This is a genomic window from Afipia sp. OHSU_II-C1, from assembly GCF_000497575.1.
Taxonomy (GTDB): Bacteria; Pseudomonadota; Alphaproteobacteria; order Rhizobiales; family Xanthobacteraceae; genus Afipia.
In genome coordinates this window covers 136,493-158,107 of sequence record NZ_APJI01000015.1, presented here as the reverse complement: position 1 = coordinate 158,107, position 21,615 = coordinate 136,493, and the positions used below count along the sequence as shown (strand labels likewise).

General features: G+C 62.1%; 21 protein-coding genes, 1 tRNA gene and 1 riboswitch. Of the genes, 11 read left to right on the top strand and 11 right to left on the bottom strand.

The window, feature by feature from the left end; translation table 11 throughout:
- Position 1: 1 nt before the first annotated feature.
- On the bottom strand, positions 2–1,234 hold the full coding sequence (locus I554_RS0117355) for an O-succinylhomoserine sulfhydrylase (RefSeq protein WP_024577174.1): 1,233 nt from the start codon (positions 1,232–1,234) through the stop codon (positions 2–4).
- Positions 1,235–1,305: 71 nt separating this feature from the next.
- A riboswitch (SAM riboswitch) is annotated at positions 1,306–1,385 on the bottom strand.
- A 56-nt stretch (positions 1,386–1,441) separates the two neighbouring features.
- Between I554_RS0117355 and I554_RS0117350 the strand changes: the two genes are divergently transcribed.
- The 3 genes from I554_RS0117350 (at position 1,442) to I554_RS0117340 (ending at position 6,087) form a co-directional block, all read left to right on the top strand.
- The gene (locus I554_RS0117350) at positions 1,442–2,590 is read left to right on the top strand and encodes a 2'-deoxycytidine 5'-triphosphate deaminase (protein ID WP_192817724.1); all 1,149 of its coding nucleotides are present in this window, start codon (positions 1,442–1,444) and stop codon (positions 2,588–2,590) included.
- 145 nt (positions 2,591–2,735) lie between these two features.
- On the top strand, positions 2,736–4,538 hold the full coding sequence (locus tag I554_RS0117345) for an acyl-CoA dehydrogenase family protein (protein WP_024577176.1): 1,803 nt from the start codon (positions 2,736–2,738) through the stop codon (positions 4,536–4,538).
- A 115-nt stretch (positions 4,539–4,653) separates the two neighbouring features.
- The gene (locus I554_RS0117340; RefSeq protein ID WP_024577177.1) at positions 4,654–6,087 is read left to right on the top strand and encodes an MATE family efflux transporter; all 1,434 of its coding nucleotides are present in this window, start codon (positions 4,654–4,656) and stop codon (positions 6,085–6,087) included.
- A gap of 6 nt (positions 6,088–6,093) precedes the next feature.
- On the opposite strand, the gene I554_RS0117335 is transcribed toward I554_RS0117340, so the two are convergent.
- The 5 genes from I554_RS0117335 to I554_RS0117315 all read right to left on the bottom strand — a co-directional run bounded on the left by I554_RS0117335 (position 6,094) and on the right by I554_RS0117315 (position 9,815).
- Positions 6,094–7,302: an EAL domain-containing response regulator gene (locus I554_RS0117335; RefSeq protein WP_024577178.1), complete on the bottom strand. Its 1,209-nt coding sequence runs from the start codon at positions 7,300–7,302 to the stop codon at positions 6,094–6,096.
- Between the two features lie 258 nt (positions 7,303–7,560).
- Positions 7,561–7,956: an SRPBCC family protein gene (locus I554_RS0117330; protein WP_024577179.1), complete on the bottom strand. Its 396-nt coding sequence runs from the start codon at positions 7,954–7,956 to the stop codon at positions 7,561–7,563.
- A 27-nt stretch (positions 7,957–7,983) separates the two neighbouring features.
- Positions 7,984–8,343: a VOC family protein gene (locus I554_RS0117325; protein ID WP_024577180.1), complete on the bottom strand. Its 360-nt coding sequence runs from the start codon at positions 8,341–8,343 to the stop codon at positions 7,984–7,986.
- A gap of 23 nt (positions 8,344–8,366) precedes the next feature.
- On the bottom strand, positions 8,367–9,215 hold the full coding sequence (locus I554_RS0117320) for an AraC family transcriptional regulator (RefSeq protein ID WP_024577181.1): 849 nt from the start codon (positions 9,213–9,215) through the stop codon (positions 8,367–8,369).
- 9 nt (positions 9,216–9,224) lie between these two features.
- On the bottom strand, positions 9,225–9,815 hold the full coding sequence (locus tag I554_RS0117315; RefSeq protein ID WP_024577182.1) for a methylated-DNA--[protein]-cysteine S-methyltransferase: 591 nt from the start codon (positions 9,813–9,815) through the stop codon (positions 9,225–9,227).
- 137 nt (positions 9,816–9,952) lie between these two features.
- On the opposite strand from I554_RS0117315, the gene I554_RS0117310 reads away from it, so the two are divergent.
- Positions 9,953–10,026: transfer RNA gene (locus I554_RS0117310), tRNA-Gly, on the top strand.
- 36 nt (positions 10,027–10,062) lie between these two features.
- The gene (locus I554_RS0117305; protein WP_024577183.1) at positions 10,063–11,241 is read left to right on the top strand and encodes an NADH:flavin oxidoreductase/NADH oxidase; all 1,179 of its coding nucleotides are present in this window, start codon (positions 10,063–10,065) and stop codon (positions 11,239–11,241) included.
- 37 nt (positions 11,242–11,278) lie between these two features.
- Here the strand turns inward: I554_RS0117305 and I554_RS0117300 are convergent, their stop codons facing one another.
- From I554_RS0117300 to I554_RS0117285, 3 genes are all read right to left on the bottom strand, one after another.
- Complete coding sequence (locus I554_RS0117300) at positions 11,279–11,602, bottom strand: cupredoxin domain-containing protein (protein ID WP_024577184.1); 324 nt, start codon at positions 11,600–11,602, stop codon at positions 11,279–11,281.
- A gap of 9 nt (positions 11,603–11,611) precedes the next feature.
- Positions 11,612–12,136, bottom strand: coding sequence for a DUF4142 domain-containing protein (locus I554_RS0117295; protein ID WP_024577185.1), 525 nt, complete (start codon positions 12,134–12,136; stop codon positions 11,612–11,614).
- Between the two features lie 98 nt (positions 12,137–12,234).
- Positions 12,235–12,897, bottom strand: coding sequence for an RNA polymerase sigma factor (locus I554_RS0117285; protein ID WP_051358672.1), 663 nt, complete (start codon positions 12,895–12,897; stop codon positions 12,235–12,237).
- Positions 12,898–13,060: 163 nt separating this feature from the next.
- Here I554_RS0117285 and I554_RS0117280 point away from each other — a divergent pair, with 163 nt between their 5' ends.
- Entirely contained in the window at positions 13,061–14,077 is a 1,017-nt protein-coding gene (locus tag I554_RS0117280) for a 2-dehydropantoate 2-reductase (RefSeq protein WP_024577187.1), read from the top strand.
- Positions 14,078–14,286: 209 nt separating this feature from the next.
- A complete protein-coding gene (locus tag I554_RS0117275; protein ID WP_024577188.1) occupies positions 14,287–14,649 on the top strand; it encodes a PRC-barrel domain-containing protein in 363 nt (120 codons plus the stop codon).
- A gap of 116 nt (positions 14,650–14,765) precedes the next feature.
- Here I554_RS0117275 and I554_RS0117270 read toward each other — a convergent pair whose 3' ends face one another.
- Positions 14,766–16,424: an FAD-binding dehydrogenase gene (locus I554_RS0117270; protein WP_024577189.1), complete on the bottom strand. Its 1,659-nt coding sequence runs from the start codon at positions 16,422–16,424 to the stop codon at positions 14,766–14,768.
- A 270-nt stretch (positions 16,425–16,694) separates the two neighbouring features.
- Between I554_RS0117270 and I554_RS0117265 the strand changes: the two genes are divergently transcribed.
- Both I554_RS0117265 and I554_RS0117260 read left to right on the top strand, forming a co-directional pair.
- Positions 16,695–17,156 carry a hypothetical protein gene (locus tag I554_RS0117265; RefSeq protein ID WP_024577190.1) on the top strand — a complete coding sequence of 154 codons (462 nt, stop codon included), beginning with the start codon at positions 16,695–16,697 and terminating at the stop codon, positions 17,154–17,156.
- 147 nt (positions 17,157–17,303) lie between these two features.
- Positions 17,304–17,894, top strand: a complete 591-nt coding sequence (locus I554_RS0117260) for an SCO family protein (protein WP_024577191.1) — start codon at positions 17,304–17,306, stop codon at positions 17,892–17,894.
- Here I554_RS0117260 and I554_RS0117255 read toward each other — a convergent pair.
- A complete protein-coding gene (locus I554_RS0117255; RefSeq protein ID WP_343205829.1) occupies positions 17,878–19,932 on the bottom strand; it encodes a glycosyltransferase family 2 protein in 2,055 nt (684 codons plus the stop codon). The genes I554_RS0117260 and I554_RS0117255 overlap by 17 nt on opposite strands.
- Before the next feature lie 61 nt (positions 19,933–19,993).
- Here I554_RS0117255 and I554_RS0117250 point away from each other — a divergent pair, with 61 nt between their 5' ends.
- Entirely contained in the window at positions 19,994–20,941 is a 948-nt protein-coding gene (locus I554_RS0117250; protein WP_081710803.1) for a transporter substrate-binding domain-containing protein, read from the top strand.
- Positions 20,942–20,957: 16 nt separating this feature from the next.
- Positions 20,958–21,608 (top strand): Pr6Pr family membrane protein, encoded by a 651-nt coding sequence (locus I554_RS0117245; protein ID WP_024577194.1) that lies wholly within the window; start codon positions 20,958–20,960, stop codon positions 21,606–21,608.
- The last annotated feature ends 7 nt before the right edge of the window (positions 21,609–21,615 follow it).

Sequence of the window (21,615 nt, the reverse complement as noted above, 5' to 3'; positions counted from 1 at the left end):
CTCACGCTGTCTCCAGCGCCGCATTCAGGTCCTCGATCAGATCATCCTTGTGCTCCAGGCCCGCCGAGAAGCGGATGAAGCCTTCACTGATGCCGAGTTCGGCGCGTGCTTCCGGTGTCAGGCGCTGATGCGTCGTGGTTGCGGGATGGGTGACGATGCTCTTGGAGTCGCCGAGGTTGTTGGAAATCCGCGCCAGCTTCAGCGCATTCAGTGTGCGGAATGCTGCCGCCTTGCCGCCCCTGACTTCGAAGCCGATCAGCGTCGAGCCTGCGCGCATCTGCTTCCTCACGATCGCGGCCTGCGGGTGGTCGGCACGGCCCGGATAGATCAGCCGTGAGATTTTCGGGTGTTTTGCCAGTGCATCGGCAATGGCGGCTGCCGTTTCGGTCTGCGCCTTCACCCGGATGCTCAGCGTCTCAAGGCCCTTCAGCAGCACCCACGCATTGAACGGCGACATTGCAGGTCCCGTCTGGCGCAGGAAGGTGTGGATGTGCTCCTGGATGAATGCCTCCGACGACAGGATGATGCCACCGAGGCAGCGGCCCTGACCGTCGATATGCTTGGTCGCCGAGTAAACAACGACGTCAGCGCCGAGCGTGAGCGGGCTCTGCCAGATCGGGGTTGCGAACACGTTGTCCACGATCAGCCTCGCACCGACGCTGTGAGCGATGTCCGCGACCGCTGCGATGTCCACTACATCGAGCGTCGGGTTGGTCGGGCTTTCGAGGAAGCACGATTTGGTGTTCGGCCGCACGGCCTTCTTCCATTGGTCGAGATCATGGCCATCGACCAGCGTGGACTCGATGCCGTAACGCGGCAGCAGATCTTCCACGACATAACGGCATGAGCCGAACAGCGCTTTCGCGGCGACGACGTGATCGCCGGATTTGAGCGGAGCAAGAATGGCGGTGGTCACCGCAGCCATGCCGGTCGCAGTGGCGCGCGCGGCTTCGGCACCTTCGAGCTCGATCATGCGCTGCTCGAACATCGACACGGTCGGATTCGAAAACCGCGAATACAGGAAGCCTGGATCTGCGCCGGTGAAACGCGCCTCGCACTGTTCGGCGGTGTCGTAGATGAACCCCTGCGTCAGGAACAGCGCTTCGGAGGTTTCGCCGTACTGCGAGCGCAGTGTGCCTGAATGCACGAGGCGGGTTTCGGGGCGATAATTAAGGGTGGGGGACAGCGGCTTGCTTGGGGAAGTATTGGCCGCGGGCGTTTTGGTCTCGGACATGTGCACTCCATCGTGGCCACCTCGCGATGGACACAAAAAAACCGGCCTGGAAAATCTTTCCACAAGCCGGGATCACACTGTCCCCGGCCTGTTTAGCGAGTTATTTAACGTGGCTGCAAGCCGGCCGGCTCAAATGACCACGGGATAAGTCCTAGGCTTAATCCCGCATGCCCTTTCCGTCAAGCACCCCATCGGATAACCGATAAAATGCTTGTTTTGCTGGATCAGCCGATAGCCGAGGATTACCCCGTGGCCTTCACACTTGCCCCCGACGCGACAGGAATTCTGCCTGACCGCATGATCGCGGCGATGGCCGATGCAGGCCTGATCCTGCCGGAATATCCGTTCGTTGAAAGCCAGATCCAGCCGGCCAGTCTCGACCTGCGCCTCGGTGCGATTGCCTACCGCGTGCGCGCCAGCTTCCTGCCGGGACCGGACATGACTGTGGCCCAGCGTATCGATGAACTGAAGCTGCACGAGATCGATCTGTCCGATGGCGCGGTGCTGGAAACCAACTGCGTCTACATCGTGCCGCTGCTGGAAAGTCTCGCGCTGCCGCCGACGATTCAGGCTGCGGCAAATCCGAAAAGCTCCACCGGCCGCCTTGATGTTTTCACCCGCGTGATCGCCGACGGCACGCGGCGCTTCGACATGATCGCGCCCGGCTATCATGGCCCGCTCTATGCGGAGATCAGCCCGAAGACATTCCCGGTCTTGCTGCGTGAAGGATCGCGGCTGTCGCAGATTCGTTTCCGCACCGGCCATCCGCTGCTCGATGGCGATGAACTGGAGGCGCTGCATGAAGCCGAGCGTCTGGTCGACAGCGACGAAGCCGATCTCGCCGGTGGCGTCGCGTTGAGCGTTGATCTGTCCGGTGAAGGCTCGGATGGTTTTGTCGGCTATCGCGCCAAACGCCATACCGGCGTGGTCGATGTCGATCGCCGTGCCGGATACACGGTGGGTGAGTTCTGGGAGCCGATCCGCGCGCGGCCGGATCGCAGCCTGATCCTCGATCCCGGTGAGTTCTACATTCTTGCCTCCAAGGAGGCCGTGCAGGTGCCGCCGGATTTCGCCGCCGAGATGGTGCCGTTCGATCCGCTGGTTGGCGAATTCCGCGTGCACTATGCGGGCTTTTTCGATCCCGGCTTCGGCTATGCGGGCGCAGGCGGGCAGGGTTCGCGCGCAGTGCTGGAGGTGCGTTCGCGCGAAGTGCCGTTCATTCTCGAGCACGGCCAGATCGTCGGTCGCCTTGTGTATGAGAAAATGCTGTCGCGCCCCGATGCGCTATATGGCCAGCGCATTGCATCCAACTATCAGGGCCAGGGCCTGAAACTCTCGAAGCATTTTCGGACCTAGCGGCCGGTTCCGCTCTGCGAATTACGTCCCCTCGCGGCACATTTCACCCATGTCGCCATTGGCTTCCGGCCAGCTTGCCGCGGGCATCCAAATACCGGATCATTCCTGAAAATAACGGGAGCGATCCCGGCAGGGATGAAACGCCATGGTTGCAGCCGCAAAAACTCCGCCTTCAGAAAAGTTAGCTTCGCCGGGTGAGCCGACATCCGAGTTCGGTCTGATCGCGCCCGACACGTCGGGCATGAATTTCTATCGCGCCGATCCGATCCTCGCTGACCTGCTGCGCATCCATCTTCCCGCCGCGTTGTTTCAACACATCGAGCCGCATCTGGACCGGCTTGGCTCTCTCGCTGGTGGTCATCTCGACGAATGCGCGCGCCTTGCCGACAAACACGGCCCGGTGCTGCATCAACGCGACCGCTTCGGCAACGACCGGCAATGGATCGAGTATCATCCGGCGTATCGTGAGCTTGAGCGCGCGGCTTATGGCGAGTTCGGCATTCACGCGATGTCGCATCGCAAGGGCATTCTTGGCTGGGCCGATACTTATCCGGCGGTGGCGAAACACGCCTTCACATTCCTGTTCAATCAGGCTGAGTTCGGTCTCGGGTGTCCCATCAATGTCACGGACGGCGCCGCGCGCCTGCTGTCACGGTTCGGAGATGAAGCGCTCAAGGCAAAGTATCTCGACGGCCTGACGCAGACCGACATGTCGAAGCTGACCCAGGGCGGCCAGTTCATGACCGAGAAGGAGGGCGGCTCCGATGTCGGCAAGCTGACCACCACGGCCGTGCAGGAAGGCGATCACTGGCGGCTTCATGGCGAGAAGTGGTTCTGCTCCAACGCCGATGCCAAGATGGTGATGCTGTTGGCGCGGCCGGAAGGCGCGGTTGGCGGCACGCAGGGCGTCGGCCTCTTCCTGATGCCGCGCGAACTCGACGATGGCTCGCCGAACCACTACCGGATTGTGCGTCTCAAGGACAAGCTCGGCACCCGCTCGATGGCGTCAGGCGAAATCAAGCTTGAAGGTGCGATTGCTTACGCTGTCGGCCGTCTCGATCGCGGCTTCGTGCAGATGGCCGAAATGGTCAACTGGTCGCGGCTCTCCAACGGCGTGAAATCCGCTGCATTGATGCGCCGCGCACATCATGATGCGAACACCGTTGCCCACAACCGGGTGGTTTTTGGCCGCCGCATTGTCGACATGCCGCTCGCACGCCGTCAGCTGATGAAAATCATGCTCGCGACCGAACAGGCGGTGTCGATGAGTTTCATGACGGCCGATGCGCTCGATCGCGCCGAGGCAGGCAGCCAGGATGCTGCGGCTTTGCTGCGCGTGCTGACGCCGACGCTGAAGTACCGCGCCACACGCGATGCTCGCAAGGTCTGTGGCGAGGCGATGGAGATGCGCGGCGGCATCGGCTACATCGAAGAATTCGCTACGCCGCGGCTCTTGCGCGATGCGCATCTTGGTTCGATCTGGGAGGGCACCGGCAACATCGTAGCTATCGACACGCTCAAGCGGGCAGTTGGCCGTCACGGCGCCGAAGCCGCTCTCGGCGCTGATCTGCATGCGCGGATCGACGACATGCCCGGCGTTCCGCAGGGCTGGCGGGATCGGCTTTATGGCTTCACCGACAGGGCTATCGGTTTCGCGCGCGAGGTCGCGGGCCGGTCTGAGAACGAGGCCGAAGCCCGGCGCGCGACCAGCACGCTCTATCATGTCGCAAGCGCCGTGACGTTTGCCTGGGAGGGCAGCCGGATCCACGCCATGCGCGGCGATGCGCGCCGGCTATTGCTTTCAAGGCTCGTGGTCGATCACCGTCTGACCGCGCAGGACCCCTTTGCGGTCCTGCCGGGCGAAGGCGATGGCGCGGTCGCCGACAGGCTGCTCGGCGACCGGCCCATGTCGATGGCGGAGGCCGCCGACATGCTCGGTTCGGCCTGATATTCGGGCCGGTGACTGGGCGCCATGCGCAAGGCGCGCATTGCAGGCCACCGGTTTGATGGTAAGGGTCGGCGGAGGCGGCCGACATCAATGAGACCGCCACGCCGGGGAGTGCATGTCCGAACTGGGAGCTGCCGAAATTCCTGTGGTGCAGGCGGACGAGAAGCCGCCGCTCCCCCCTGTCAAAGGCCCGGCCAGAAATCCGCTGCTCGACGGTCCGATCCTTTCTACTCTGCTGAAGCTGGCTGCTCCCAATGTCGTCGCGCTGACTGCCGGCACCTGCGTCGCGATCGCGGAAACATCCTATATCGGCCGTCTGGGTGTCGAACCGTTGGCGGCGATGGCGCTGGTGTTTCCGTTTGTCATCCTGATGATGACCATGTCAGGCGGCGCGATGGGCGGCGGCGTCGCGTCAGCCATTGCGCGCGCGCTGGGCGCCAACGACACCGAGCGTGCATCCGCGCTTGCCGTGCACGCGCTGATGATCGGGATTTGCTTCGGTCTGACCTTCATGATCGGGATGCTGGTCTTCGGGCCATATCTGTTTGCCGCACTGGGCGGCAGGGGCCGCGTCCTGGGCGAGGCGATCGGGTACGCGCAGATATTCTTCGGCGGCGCCGTGTTGCCATGGATCATGAACACTCTGGCGGCGCTGTTGCGCGGCACCGGCAACATGAAGCTGCCGTCGGCGATCATTCTCAACTCGGCGTTCTTTCAGGTTCTGTTCGGCGGTGTGCTCGGTCTTGGCCTTGGGCCAATTCCGCAGTTCGGCATGCGCGGCGTCGCGGCCGGCACGCTGATGGCGTTCTCGATCGGCGCGGGGATCATGGCGTGGTATCTGCTGTCGGGCCGCAGCCGCGTGAAACTGAACTTCAGGGGCTTCCGGTTTCAGCGCGCGATGTTCTACGACATTTTGCAGGTAGGTGCGATTGCCTGCTTTTCGCCGTTGCAGATCGTGCTCACGGTGACGATCTTCACGCACCTGCTGGCAACGTTTGGGACCGAGGTGCTGGCGGGTTACGGAATCGGCGCTCGCCTCGAATTCATGCTGACATCACTGGCGTTTGCGGTGGGCATTGCATCGGTGCCGATGATCGGAATGGCGATCGGCGCGGGCCGTATCGCCCGGGCCAGGCGAATTGCCTGGACCGCGGGTGGTGTGTCGTTTGCGGCGGTCGGCGTCTTCGGTAGCTTCTTTGCCCTCTATCCGGATATCTGGGTGAATATTTTCACCGATAACACCGCGGTGCGGGCTGCGAGCCGTCAGTATCTTTCCATCGTCGGCCCCTTTCTCGCTTTCGTCGGCCTCGCGATCTCTCTCTACTTCTCCTCGCAGGGCGCGGCGCGCGTCATCGGGCCGGTGCTTGCGCAAACCGCGCGGCTTGCATTCGTCATGGCAGGCGGATGGTGGCTGATGTCACATGGCGGGGACAGCACGCAGTTCTTCTGGCTGGCAGCGGTATCGATGATTTTGCTGGGTGCCCTCGCTGTCGCCGCAGTTCGTTTCACGAACTGGGGCGGGAGAGGCGCAGCCGTCAGGGCCGGATGAGAGCCGTCACGCAAGAGCCGTCGGACGCGCGAGCGAGGCACGGGCGAATTTCTTCGCGTTGGCAGGTTTGCCGAACAGATAGCCCTGCGCAAGATCGAACCCCATTTCATGGGTTGCGACCAGATCTGATCGTGTCTCTACGCCCTTGGCGACGGTGCGCGCGCCGTTCCGGTTCGCAAGCTCGAGAATGCGGCGGCACACTGTCTGCTTGAGGCGGTTGTCGGCGGAGCCTGTGACGAATTCCCGGTCGACCTTGATTTCGACGAACGGAAAACTCTTCAGCTCCGTGAGAAGAGGCCAGTCGGTCCCGAGATCATCGATCGAGATTGCGATGTTGTGAAAACGCATACGCTTGGCGACGTCGATCGCCAGATCGAGGTTCCGAATCACTTCGGCACCCTTGACCTCCACGATCAATCCACCGAACGCCGGGTGATCCGGAATCTGGCGGCAGAGGTTGCTGACTGACGCGGGGTCTTCGAGGAAGCTGATCGGCAGATTGATGGAAATATCGACGGGGCCGTGCTGGCCCATGAAATAATGCCAGTCGTCCAGCGCGCGGCTGACCACAAATTCGGACAGTCCCTTGAACTGGGGGTCATTGTCGTCGGGGATAAACGAAGCGGGAGGCACGACGCCCCAGGACGGATGGCGCATGCGGATCAGCGCCTCGGCGCCGCGCGGCGCGAGCGTATGCACGTCGATCTTCTGCTGATACCACAGTTCCAGCCAACCGGCCTTCAGCGCCTCCGCGACATCGACGGGCGGACTCGGCGGGGCCTGTTGCGGAAGCAGCGTGACCACGCTGGCCCGCAGGCCATCCGCACTGAACGGCGTCGCAAGCGGCGGCAGCATGGCGATGCCGAGTTCCTCTCCGAGCTGACGGAGCGCGCCTGCGATAATCGATTCTTTCGGGCCGATCAGCAGCACCTGGCCGTCGAATTTCTTGTCGACGAGGGTTTTCAGGATTTGCCCCGCCTGAACGCCGTCGTTCGGCATTCCGACAAGAACGAGATCGGGTGCGTGCACGTCGAGCCGTAGCGGCAGTTCGTCCGCGCTCGCGCATTCGGAAGCAACGAAGCCGAGCTCCTCGAGAGCCTCCGCGAGAAACGTGCGGATGTGTCTTTTCGCGTCGACGATGCAAACGCGCGGCGTCATCTTGCGCTGGCCGAATGTCGCGACCGTATCCAATTCCGCGGGCTTGAAACCCCTCATGCGTCACCTCCGTGTCCCCAGAGACCGAAGTCTTAGCGTCATGGAGCGGTCGCAAATGTGGAATTGTTGAACCATCCACCTCTATAATTCGGTAAGGTTAAACGCGCGAGAGCGATTCAAATTTGAGAGAAATTTGTCGGAGTTCTGGTTGCATCGGGCGGCTCTGATGCGAATTCGACCATGCTGCACTTCGGGAATGCAGCATGATCGTCTTGCAGGGCGCCTGCGGCGAGGTGGGCGACACATTCGTTCCGCCAGCTAGCCGTTTTCGAGTTGTTTTTTCATCGCGGCGATCGACAGATCCATTTGTCCGCTGATGTATGGCGCGATTTCGTTCGGCAGCACGTCCACGGTCCAGACAAATTTGCAGCGCCTGTCGCCATCTTCGTAAATCTGCACCGAGGCGCTGTGTTGCCTGATCCGTTCGCTGACGATGGCATAGACCAGACGCCGTTTCGCGTCGTTGCAATCGACAAGGATTTCTCGCGCGTTCGTGCCGTTCGAAAATGTCACGAGCCGAGCATCGCCATCCATGACGGAGGCGGTGACGAATCCGGGCGCAAGCCGTGTGTGGACTGCTCCGAAGTCGCGCACGGCATCCCAGACAGCGGGTGCGGACGATGCGACCACAAATTCCTTCTCGATGGATGCCATATTCAATCCTCCGCTCCAGCCGGGTCGTTACGTGCACACGGCTTCGACATTGTTGCCGTCCGGGTCGATCAGGAATGCCGCGTAGTAGGTCGGGCTGTAATCCGCGCGCGGGCCTGCGCCGCCGTTATCGCGTCCGCCAGCCTTGAGTCCGGCTGTGTGAAACGCCTTGATGGCGTCGTGGCTGGCCGCACGGAATGCGACATGGGCGCCGGGCCCCACAGGCTCTTTCGACAGATGCAGCCAGAGCGCCGGTGCATCCTTTGGTCCAAAGCCCGCGCCGCTGTTGTCGCGCGAGCAGAGGACATGGCCGAGCGGTGCAAGCGCAGCGGTGTAGAACCTGATGCTGGCGTCGAGGTTTCTGACTTTCAGTCCGATATGGTCGTACATGGTGATCTCCCTGTGATGGAGGATCACCCTACGGTCGCAGCCTTGAGCCGTTCTTGGAAAATCTTGCGGTCGCCGCGCGCGGCGTCACGGAAACGCCGTGGTGACACACCGGCAGCCCGGTGGAAGGTCCGCACGAAATTCGACAGGTCGCCAAAACCGACATCGAAGGCAATCGACGTGATCGATCTTGCATCGTCGGCCAGCAGTCTCGCCGCATGACGCAGCCGCGCGCGCACCAGATACTGATGCGGCGTCACTCCGAGCACGTTGGAGAACATCCGCAGGAAGTGGAATGAGCTGACGCTTGCGGCTTTTGCGGTCGTCTCCAGATCGACAGATTTGTCGGCATGAGCGTCGATCCACAGCGCGCTTTCGACGGCGCGGCGGCGGTCGCGTGCGGTGGCGGGCGATGCCTTCCGGGTTTTTCCGGACATCGTTTCGGCGAAACGGCTCACAAACAACATCGCAGCTTCGTCGATCCCGATGTCGTTGTCGCCGCGCCCGGCGGCCTGCGCCAGTTCGCCATAAACCATCAGTTCGGGGAGCGGCGGCACGCTGCCGATCCGCAACGCGTCCTTGCGTATGCCCATGTCGTCGGCGAGCGCTGGCGACAACTGGAATGATAGGCATTCGTCGCCACAAACATGATGCGGATGCGAGCACGTGTATTCGTCACCGGCATGGCCCAGCATGACAGCGCCGGCAACGAGTTCGTGGGAACGTCCACGGGTGTCGTAACCGAAGCTGCCTTTGCGGACATACGAGAGCGAATGGTTGCGATGCTGCTCGGGGAACGGCTTGTCGTCCGGTCCCATGGCGCACCGGTAATCGAACACGGACAGCGATGCGCTTTCCATCAGCGTCGTCTTCATGGCCAGATGTTATCCCCGGCGGCGGCGCGGAGCAATCGACAGACCCGGATCGAACAGCATCGGGGCGTCCTTGGCGTCGCGGCTGGATATCCGGGCGCGTTCGATCGCCAGCATGCGGAACTTCGTGGTCACGCCCCCGTTGGCGGAAAATCCGCCGGTCTTCCCGTTCGCCGCCAGCACCCGATGGCACGGAATTACGATGGGGAGCGGATTTTCTCCAAGCGCCTTGCCCACAGCGCGCGACAGCAGCTTGTCGCCGAGCCTGCTGGCGATATCGCCATAGGTCAGTGTTTCGCCGGGTGCGATGGTCCGGGCGATGTCGTAGACACTGCGGTTGAAGGCGGGCAGGTGGCCGGTATCGAGGGCAATAAAGGACAGGTCGGTCGATGTGCCGTTCAGTAATTCCGTCATGGCGTCGCAGGCGCGCTGCACGTCCGCCGGCGGCATTGTTTCGTGGGGGCCCGGCGCCTTCTGGAGCAGCCGTGCACGGGTTTTCGCATCGTCAGCCTCCGGCAGTTGCACGCCCAGAAGGCCGCGCTCGCCCCAGGCGACGCCGCAACGTCCGATCGCTGTGTCGAACAATGCAAAACCAGCCGTCATGTCGCGTTCCAGTCTGCCTTAGGTGTCATTTTCGGGACTTGGAGAATCTTGCGCTTTTTCGTTTTGTCCGCCACCCGAAACCTGTGATGGCAGCCATCTTGCGGCGGGGTGCCGGGTATGGCTAAGGTCGGAACCGCGCGGGCGTAGTTCAATGGTAGAACGGCAGCTTCCCAAGCTGCATACGAGGGTTCGATTCCCTTCGCCCGCTCCAGTTTTCCCAAACAAACCAAAAATCCACAGAGGTCTGATGTCACAGCCCCGCCTGTTCACGCCGATTTCTCTCCGCAATGTCACGGCCAGGAACCGGATCGTGATTTCGCCGATGTGCCAGTATTCGGCCACCGACGGCATGGCGGATGACTGGCATCTGGTTCATCTCGGCAAGTTCGCGCAGGGCGGCGCCGGGATCGTGATGACGGAGGCGACGGCGGTCAACGCGGAAGGCCGCATCACCCATGGCGATCTTGGCCTCTGGCACGATGGGCAGATCGCGCCGCTCAAGCGGATCGCGGCGTTTCTTCGCGCCAATGGGTCGGTGCCAGCGATCCAGCTCGCCCATGCCGGGCGCAAGGCCAGCATGCAGCGGCCCTGGTACGGCAATGCGGCGCTGACTCCCGAAGACCACGCGCGCGGCGACAAGCCATGGACCATCGTTGCGCCCAGCGCGATTCCGATGGATGACGGCTGGCTGATGCCGCATGAACTCACGCAGCCTGATCTGAAAGCGCTGTGCGAGGACTGGCGTCTTGCGACATTGCGGGCGGTCGAGGCGGATTTCGACGTACTCGAGATTCATTGCGCCCACGGCTACCTGCTGCACGAATTTCTGTCGCCCCTGTCCAACCAACGCAACGACGCCTATGGCGGCGACCGCGCCGGGCGCATGAAGCATCCGCTCGAAGTTATCGAGACGGTGCGCGCAGTGTGGCCGTCGGACCGGCCGCTGTTCGTCCGTATTTCGTCCGTCGACGGAATCGATGGCGGGATCGACATCGCCGACTCGGTGGCTTTCGTGAATGAAGCCAAGGCGCGGGGCGCGGATGTGATCGATTGCTCGTCCGGCGGATTGATGGGATCGGCGACCGCGGCGCGGATTCCGCGCGGCTACAGCTTTCAGGTGCCGTTTGCCGAGCAGATTCGCCGTGAGGCGAAGGTGACGACCATGGCGGTCGGTCTCATCCTGCATCCGCAACAGGCAGAGGATATTCTCGCCGAAGACAAGACCGATCTGATTGCAGTCGGCCGCGAGGCGCTGTTCGACCCCAACTGGCCGCTGCATGCCGAACTCGCGTTGAGCGAAACGAAGGGCGTGATCGGCGACGGTACGTTTGCATCCTGGCCGAAGCAGTACGGCTGGTGGCTGGAGCGCCGCGAGCCGGGCCTGCGCAAGCTCAACGGACCCGCACTGCCATTCCGCAAGGCATAAGTGAACAGACGCCAAAAGGCGCCTGTTCTTTTGGTGGTTACTGCGGCGCCACCACAATGGTGCCCTTCATGTTCGGATGGTGACGGCAGTAATAGTCGATCGATCCCGCTTTTCTCAAAACCAGAGGGACCGTCTTCTTCGGCGGCTGGGCGACATCCCAGTCGCCGTTCCGGGCCGTCGCCGTATGCGCGAAGATATCCTTGTTGATCCACACGATCGTATCACCGACGGTGGCCTTCGCATTGGCAGGAGAGAACACGAGATTCTCGATGGTGATCTCGATCGTCGCCGCATGTGCCGAGACCGACACCATCCCCAGCAAGGCAGTGAGCGACGCAAGAAGAACCCGTCTCGACCACATAGGCTGCTCCTACTTGAACGAGGCCGCGACGTGTTCGGCGTGCTGGAGATGGCCCTGGAAGATCTTGAGGCCGGTCTGCAACAGGCTCTTCAACTCCGCATTGTTGGCAGAAGGAATCAGAAGCGTTTCGAGCGCGCCGTTGACCGCCTTGTGATAGGCCACCTCATTGGCGGCATAGGCCTTGTCGAATTCGGCGCCCTTGAGTTTTTCCATCTCGGCGAGCTTGGCGGCGGCCTGCTTTGACAGCGCGCGGCTGGTGTCGTTGTCTTCCGGCGTGACTTTCAGCTTCTTGACCAGCGCGAGCGCCTGCTGGTTCACGGCTTCATGATCGCGCACCATGTCTTCCGCGAACGACTTGATGGTCTTGTTGGTGCTCTTCGCGAGAGCCTGTTTCGCGGCGGTCACGTCGATGACGCCGGCGGTATAGGCGATGTGAGCGATCTGCGGATCGGTCGGTTTGGACGCGCCCTGCGCGAAGGCGGCGCCGCTCAAGAGGGAAAGGGCGGCGATGGCCGCGCTGATACGGACGAACATTTTATCGCTCCTGTGCATGGACTTCGACGAAGCCCTGGATCGTGCCGTTGAATGACACGATGCTTGGATGCAGCAGGACCAAAGAGGTTCCTGGAGAATCAGCTTGTAATGCCGAGCCGCTTGAGAACGGTTTCGGTCAGACGCTCGCATCGCTTGCCGGCGAACGGGAAGGCTTCCATCACCACAGGGCCGATCCGCTTTTCGACATTGCCGCGCAGCAGGCTTCTTGCGCGATACAGCCGGGTTTTAACTGTCTCCGGTTTCAGGTCGAGCAGTTCGGCTGTTTCTTCGATGCTCATGCCTTCCACCACACGGGTGATGAACACAATGCGGAAAGCTTCGGGCAGATCATCAATCGCCCGCTCAACGACATGCTGGATTTCGCGTTGCGCCATGGATTTTTCGGGATCGCCGAGGTTCAGGGATTGCGGAAACTGAATGATCTGCGCTTCCAGCACGCCGGGCTTGAGACTTGTCAGTTCGACCTGTGGCCGCTCGCGCCGCAGCCGGCCAAGGGCCTCGTTCATGGCGATACGGGTCAGCCAGGTCGCAAGGCTGGAGTCGCCCCGGAAGCCGTCCAGATGGGTGAACGCCCGGACGTAAGTCTCCTGGACGACGTCCTCGGCTTCTCCGTCGTTGCGCAGGATGCTTCGGGCCACCCGAAACAGCCGGCGGTTGTTGTGTTGCATGATAGCGCGAATGGCCGCTTCGTCGCGGTCACGGGCGCCTTGCACCAGCAGCGCGTCGTCGGCGGCCGTCATCTGCGGTATGGATGGTTGCTGCACGGCAGGTGCCCTCTTGGCCGGTTTCAGTCATACTTGGGCGTTGGATGCAGCAGAGGCAAACAGGTTCCTGGATTTCTGCGATCCCGGCACGAAAAATGACCGGACCTCTCCGGGACTGCAACAAGGAACGGCCAGCACCATGAGCACATTGAAGTCCGTTGCGGTCGCAGGCGCCGGCAGCATCGGCTGCTTCGTCGGGGGGATGCTGCGCGCCGGCGGGCACCCGGTCTCGCTTTTGGCGCGCCCGCGCCTGATTGAGGATATCAACCGGCACGGGCTGAAGGTCACGAGCTTTGAAGGTATCGAGCATCGCCTGACGCCGGCTGAGATCAGACTGTCCGACGATCCTGCGGCGATTTTTGCGGGCGCGGATATCATCCTTGTCACCGTCAAGAGCGATGACACCGCGGAGATCGCGGACCTGATCGCGCGACATGCGCGGAAGGATGCGGTGATCGTCAGCCTTCAGAACGGCATCGGCAATGTCGCCGTGTTGCGCGAAGCGCTGCCGGATCACGATGTGCTGGCGGGCATGGTGCCGTTCAATGTGGTTTCAATGGGCGAGGGGCACTTTCATCGCGCTACCTCCGGCGACATCCTGCTGGAGAAGGACGATCCCGATATCGCAAAATTGCTCTCGCGGCCCGAACTCGTTTTCCGAAGCGTGAACGACATCGAGGCCGTGCAATGGGGCAAGCTGCTGGTCAACCTGAACAATGCGCTTAATGCGCTGTCCGGGCTGCCGCTGCGCGACCAGCTTGCACAACGGTCCTGGCGCGTGCTGTTCGCGGATCAGATGCGCGAGGCGCTGGCGGTGATCAAGGCCGAGGGCATTGCGCCGGTGTCGACAACGCCGCTGCCGGCGTCCTTTACACCGTTTATCCTGAAGCTGCCCGATGCGTTGTTCACCCGGATCGCGGCGTCGATGGTGAAGATCGACCCGAAGGCGCGTTCGTCGATGTGGGAGGATCTGCAACGCGGCCGACGCACCGAAATCGGTCACCTTCAGGGCCTGATTGTCGCACTCGCCGAGCGGCACGGTCTGAAAGCGCCGCTGTCCGCGCGCATCGCCGCGCTGATCCGGCACGCGGAAAAAGCCGGCAAGGGGTCACCGGGCCTGACGCCGGAGCAGATACGGCCTGTGGTTCAGGGCTGATTTTCCTGCCGGACGGGCTGGCGGCGCGGCGGCGGCGGCGTTACGTTATCTGTGTTGATGCAAGCGCCGGGTCACGCCCGCAATTGTCTTGCCCGCGAGCCCGGTTGACAGGCCTGCTCGGAAGAGCGGTCAGGTCGTGTGCCGCGGCTTGCGCCGCGCGCCCATGGCGGACCAATCTGCAAGACAGGCTTCCACGTCTGGAGGCTCTCATGCATGCTGACACAATCAACGTAAAATCACATCGTCTTGTTGCCAGTGACAGGGTCGAGGGAACGCGGGTCTTCAATGCCGACGGCAGAAAAATTGGAAGCATCAAGCGATTGATGATCGACAAGACCAGCGGCAACGTCGCCTACGCGGTCTTGTGCTTCGGCGGTTTTCTCGGAGTTGGTGAGGACTATCGTCCGCTTCCGTGGGCGAGCATGAAGTACAATCCCGCCATCGAAGGCTACGAACTCCTGACATTGATGACGGAGGAGGAGCTGTCGAAAGCGCCGTCGTTCGGGGCTGACAAGGATTTCGATTGGGGCAATCGAGTCCGCGAGGTCGACGCGTACTGGATCGGGTTCTGACGAGCGCCGCGAAATACTCGCGTGTTGCTATGGCCATTGCTCCCTGAAGTGCTTCCTTCAGGGAGCAGGCCAGGCAGCAAGATGGTTCTGCATCCTTGATTCAGGTGCAGCTTTAGCTAGAGGACAGCCTTCGCTGCCGCGCGTCCGGCATTGCGTCCGGAGAACAGGCAGCCGCCAAGGAATGTGCCTTCCAGCGCGCGATAACCGTGCACGCCGCCGCCGCCGAAGCCCGCCGCTTCGCCCGCCGCGTACAGTCCCTGAATGATCTGGCCGTCATTTCCGAATACCCGCGAGTCGAGATCAGTCTCGAACCCGCCGAGCGTTTTCCGCGTCAAAATGTTCAGCTTTACGGCGATCAGCGGACCATGGGCAGGATCGAGAATCTTGTGTGGCTTGGCGGTGCGGATCAGTTTGTCGCCGATATAACGACGCGCGTTGTGGATGCCCATGACCTGGGTATCCTTGACGTAAGGATTGTCGATCTCGCGGTCGCGCGCCTCGATCTGCGTTCTGATGAAGGCGGGATCGAGCAGGTTTGTGCCGCCGAGCTTGTTCATGGCGGCGACGAGATCGTCGAGATTGTCGCGGACGATGAAGTCAGCCCCCTTGTTTTTGAAGGCTTCAACGGGTGCCGGACCGCCCTTGGCGCCGGCGCGGCGGATGACCTGCCGCCAGCTCTTGCCGGTGAGGTCCGGATTCTGTTCGGAGCCGGAAAGACCGAACTCTTTCTTGATGATGCTCTGCGTCAGGATGAACCAGGAATAGTCGTAACCGGTGCGCATGATGTATTCGAGCTGACCAAGCGTGTCGTAACCTGGATAAAGCGGTGAGGGCAGGCGCTTGCCGGTTGCGTCGAACCACATCGAGGATGGACCCGGCAGGATGCGAATGCCGTGACCCGGCCAGATCGGCGCCCAGTTGTGTACGCCTTCGACGTAATGCCACATGCGGTCGCGGTTGATGAGGCGAGCCCCGGCTGCCTCGGTAATGCTGATCATGCGCCCGTCGACGTGCGCGGGAACACCGCTCACCATATGCTTCGGCGGCGTACCGAGACGCTTCGGCCAGTTCTGGCGCACGAGATCATGATTGCCGCCGATGCCGCCGGAGGCGACGATCACGGCCTGCGCCCTGAACATGAAATCACCGGTCTCGGTGCGTGAAGAACTGACGCCGCGCAACTCGGATGACGGTTCCAGTATTTTACCGCTGACGCCGGTCACGGCCCCGCTCGTTATCTCGAGCGCATCGACCTGATGACGGAACTTGAAGATGATGCGGCCGGTCTTGGCGTGCTCGCGCGCGCGCCGTTCAAACGGTTCCACGACACCCGGGCCGGTGCCCCATGTGATGTGAAACCGCGGCACCGAGTTACCGTGCCCCATGGCATCGTAACCGCCGCGCTCGGCCCAGCCGACCACAGGAAAAATGCGGTGGCCCATGGCCTGAAGCCAGCCGCGCTTCTCGCCGGCTGCGAAGGCGACGTAAGCTTCCGCCCACTTCTTCGGCCAGTGATCTTCATCGCGGTCGAATCCGGCTGTTCCCATCCAGTCCTGCAAAGCGAGGTCATGGGAATCCTTGATGCCAAGCCGGCGCTGCTCAGGTGTGTCGACAAGAAACAGTCCTCCGAGCGACCAGAACGCCTGCCCGCCGAGGTTTTGCTCGCCTTCCTGATCGACCACGATCACGCGCTTGCCCGCGTCGGCCAGTTCGGTCGCTGCCGTGAGGCCCGCCAGTCCTGCACCGACGACAACTACGTCCGCATCATTCGCCATTTTTGATGTCTCCCCCGCTTCCGGATTGAAGCGCGGCGCGTGAAGCCGGGTCAACGGAAATTGCGGCCAAAAATGGCAGCGCCCGCTCCCGGTCGTTCACTGGCCCACGCTGGTCATGTTCCAATTCGGGATCGGCCAGTGCAGGTGCAGCAAGCCAGCAACACTGCGGCAGAATCCGTCCGCGCATCGCAGCGCGATCTGGACAAAAAACCAGACTCGCAACACGCTGACAGTGCCCCGATCGACAGGCAGGGGGCGACGGGGCCGGCAATGAAGATTGTGACGGGGTTTCTTGCGGCAGTCCTACTCCTGGGCGGAGTTGGTGCGAGTCAGGCTGTGGTCCGGATTTCCGATGACCGCGGCGGCCGCATCGGGACCTATGTCGACAAGTATCAAAGCCTCAAGGGGTCCGGCGAGACCGTTGTGATCGACGGCTTGTGTGCGTCGGCTTGCACGATCGTGCTTGGCGCCGTTCCGCATGACAAGATTTGCGTGACCTCGCGCGCCAGCCTTGGATTTCACGCTGCGTGGGACTTCGGGGCGAGCGGCCGGCCGGTGACGAACCGCGAAGCTACCCGGATGCTGTACGACATGTATCCGACATCGATCCGGACCTGGATTTCGCGGCGTGGCGGCTTGAAGCCGCGCATGATCTTCCTGCGTGGCCGCGAACTGACGAGCATGTATCGTCCGTGCTACATGGACGCGCAGGCTTCTGCGCACGTGCGCTAAACGCCCAGATCAGGCAGAAATTCGCTCCCGGTCATGTGATCGGGCATGCGCCTGCGACACTTGCCCGCCATAGCCGCGCGCTCTATCCCATGCCTAGCTTGGAACAGGCGGCAGGGCTGCCCCGCGAAGGATCAAGGACGGATGGCGATGGACAGGACGACCCGGCCGCTGGTGATTATCGCGGCGTTTGCTGGCAGCCTTGCAATCGGCCTGCTGGTGACGCTGTGGCTGCTCGGCGGTCTGCGCGGCGCCACCGCGCCGTCGGCGATCGGAGGGCCGTTCCGGCTGACCGATCAGGCCGGACAGGCGGTGACGGAGAAAAGCCTGATCGGGAAGCCCTCGATTGTCTTCTTCGGCTTCACCCATTGTCCTGATGTGTGTCCCACCGCGCTGTTCGAGATGTCTGAAGTCCTGCGCGCCATGGGTCCTGACGCAAGCAAGGTGAATGCGTATTTTGTGTCGGTCGATCCCGAGCGGGACACACCGGCTGTCATGAAGGACTATCTGTCGAGCTTTGATCCGCATCTCAAGGCGTTGACCGGCAGCCCGGACGAGGTGGCCAAAGTCATCTCGGCCTACAGGGTCTATGCCAAGAAGATTCCGCTGAAGGACGGCGACTACACGATGGATCACACCGCGCTGATCTATCTGATGGACCGCAACGGAAATTTCGTGCGTCCGTTCGATCTGAAGCGCAAGCCAGAGGAAGCTGCGGCCGATCTCAAGCGTTATCTCTGATCGCCTTCCGGTCCGGCTTACTCCGCCGGAGGGATGTCATCCGCGACGTTCGCGCGAGACCGTGCTCGGTCTTTTCCCAGTGGTAGGGTTCGATCAGCAACTGACAGAGCGCGCGCCAGGCGGCGATGGAGAGGAGAATCCAGTAGATCGGAGTGAGGGCAAGCACCCATGCTTCGCGCAGCAAATTCCGCTTCGCCAGTCCGATCAGTCCGATCACGATCGTGGTGAGATAGCCCGCCGCAATCGTCGCCAGATAGAGTTCGATGAACGGCTTGGCGAAGAACGAGGAAACGCTGTCGTCGAATGCACTCAGGAAGCTGCGAACGAACAGCTCGCCGAGCAGGAACGGATGCGCCAGTGCAGTCAGCACGTTTCCGCCGACGATGATGTTGAGAGCAAGGAAACCACCGGGCCCTGCATCGCGCCAGAGTTGTCGCGGTGAACGCATGTGGACGCTCCATGTTTGCATCCAGCCTTTCATCCAGCGGGAGCGCTGCCGCAGCCAGCTTCCGAACCGGGCCGGAGCCTCCTCATACGTTGTCGACGGGAACATGACGCAGCGATACCTGAAGCGCGCAAGTCGAAAGCCGAGATCTGCATCCTCGGTAACGTTGTAGGGATCCCAGCCGCCCACTTCGCGCAGTACGCTGGTGCGGAAGTGATTGGACGATCCGCCGAGCGGCAGCGGCATCTCGAAGTTGGAAAAGCCCTGCAGGAAGACATCGAATTGCCCCGCATACTCCGCGGTGAACATCCGCGGTATCCAGCCGTCCGCGGTGTTGTCGATACAAAGGCTGGCCTGCGCGCAGGCAATCTCCGGTCCATAGGTCCGGAAGACATCGAGCGCTTCGCGAAGCTGGTCAGGCTCGGGCCGGTCTTCGGCATCGAACACTGTGATGAATGTGCCGCGCGCGAAGTTCAGCGCGCAGTTGAGAGCCTTGGGTTTTGTGCGCGGTCCGACATCAGGTGCGATGATGACCTGAACGTGCGGCATCGGCCCGAGTCTGGCGATCGCTGCGCGGGTTGCGAGGTCGTCGGTTTCGATAACGAGCTTGATGTCGAGTTTCTCGCGGGGGTAGTCCAGAGCATTGATGTACTGCATCAAGGGCGCGACGGACGATGCCTCCCGGTAAAGCGCCGCGACCACGGTATAGACGGGTAACTGGCTGTCGTGCAGCCGCGGTGGACGCGATCGCCGTTTGGGCTGGGAAAAACATCCTGCAAGCCGCAGACTCGTGAACAGCAGAAACCAGATTGCGAGGATCAGGCCGCATGTATCGAGCACCATGGTCGGCGCCAGCGTCAGCAGCGCAACGGGGGCTGCAAGCCGCAGAAGATGGCGACAGAAACGGAACAGGCGGCTGCTTGAAGCTGGAACCGGCGCGGCGGAGAGGTGAGGAAAGCGTCGTGCCAGGTTTTGAGCCGCGGTATCGGCCAGTGCATCGCCGGAATGATAGGCGAGAAACGCATTGAACTTCGCATCCGATGTGAGCCGGACGCGTGGAAGAAGCGACGGATACTCCGTGATCAGCCTGACGATGCGCCGCGTGGTGTACCCGTGCGGAGCGGACACGTAGGCGAGTTCTCCCTGTTTCCGGACAGGAAGGATGCCGTGCCGTGCACAGAGATGAAGGCCGTCGTCGGGCAGCAGGCAGTCCGCTCGGCTGATGTCCTCCAGTGTTTCGATCTGGAGGCCGGTATGAAGGGCGAGCTGGTCCAGATAAGCGTCTTCGCCGATGACGCCCCATTGGATCAGGACCCGGTCAGCACCGACGCCGATCTCCTTGCTCCGTTGCTCTGCTGCGGCGAGCAGCGACGGAGCGAGCATATGGCGCAGGCAATCGAGTTCGACCGCGGGACCGGGCTCTCCAGTTCCCGGCCGGTTGTCGTTCTGTGATTGCGGCGGCCCAAGCAGTCCGGCGATGAACGAGGTGAAATTCCGGGCGGACGCCGTCAGGCGCGCGAAACGCTGCGGCCTGGCTTCCTCAAACTCGCTTGTCCGCCCAGCCACGGCCATCAGACCGCTACCCCACGCCACAAACGCACTCGAATCCGCCCGTGGATGGTCTATAAGACCCCACACGCAGAACCCCGGGTCAATGCAACCACAGATGGTATTTTCCTTCAATGTCCGATTGCGTGGCGCTGTCCGTGCAGCCGCCGGGGTCGTTGTCTGGAGCGCTCTGGCGTGCTTCGCGCCCGGGACGCCGCCAGCACACGCGCAAGGCGCACCCGCAGCGTCTCAGTCATCGCCCCCGGCTGCTATTCCACAGCCGGCCGCGCCTCAGGCTGTGCCGGGATTTTGGGATCCGCGGCGTCGCCCCGACCGGCCGGACCTGTCCCGGCTCACGGTCATCCGTTTCCTGACCGAGACGGATTATCCGCCCTTCAACTTCACGGGCCCCGACGGCAATCCGGCCGGCTTCAATGTCGATCTGGCCCGGATGATCTGCGACGAAATCAAGGTGGCTTGCACCATCCAGATGCGCCGGTTCGAGACGCTGGTCGATGCGATCAACGGCAACCGCGGCGATGCGATCATTGCGTCGCTGGCGGTGACGCCGCAGCTTCGCGCAAAGCTCGATTTCAGCGATCCCTATTATCGTTCGCCGGCGCGGTTCGTCTCGCGGCGGGATGCGGTGATGGCCGAAGTCCGGCCGGAATATCTCGAGGGCAAGAAGGTCGGCGCTATCGCGGGCTCGTCCCATGAGGCGTATCTGAAGACGCTGTTCACCGACGCGCAGATCGTCAGCTTTCCGAATGACGATGCCCTTCGCCTTGCGCTGCGCCGGGGTGAGGTCGATTTCATTTTCGGGGACGCGATTTCGCTGGCGTTCTGGATCAACGGAACCGATTCCGGCGATTGCTGTGCGTTCAGCGGCGGTCCCTTCACGGAGAGCCGCTATTTCGGCGAGGGGGTCGGTATCGGTGTCAAGCGCGGCAACGATGTGCTGCGGCAGGCGCTGAACTGGGCGATGTTCCGGCTCTGGGAAAAGGGCCGCTACACCGATTTATGGCTGCGCTACTTCTCGGTCAGTCCGTTCTAACTTCTCGGATGCGGCAATGACTTTGACGCGAACGGCGAAACTCAAGCGAACCGCCGCGGCGCTTCTTGCGCTGCTGGGATGGGCGACGCTTCTGCTGCAGTATTGGCTTTTGATGCGAACCGCCGGCGTGATGGCGCTTTCGCCGCTTGAGGCCACTATCCGCTTTTTCTCCTACTTCACGATCCAGTCGAACATTCTGGCGGCCTTGGTGATGACCGCATTTGCCATCAAGAGCGGCCCGGAGGAATGGCTGGTGCATCCGTTCGTGCGCTCTGCGGTGGCGGTTTACATTGCCATGGTTGGATTGGTTTATGCGGTACTGCTGCGGCAGCTCTGGTCGCCGATGGGCGCGCAGTGGATTGCAGACGCGATGCTGCATTACGCCATGCCGGTCGCCTATCTGCTGTTCTGGCTGACCTGTGTGCGCAAGGCGGGGCTGCGCTGGTACGATCCGCTGCTGTGGCTGATCTACCCGCTGTTCTATCTCGGCTTCGTGCTGGTGCGCGGAAAGATGTCGGGCTTCTACCCGTACCCCTTTATTGACGCCAAGACCTTGGGTTATGCAGGGGTTGCGGCTAATACAGCCGGATTGCTGATCGTCTGCGCTGCGATCGGGATGTGTCTGGTGATGACCGGCTGGTGGCTCGCGCGCCGGCAGCCGGTTTGATTTTTGC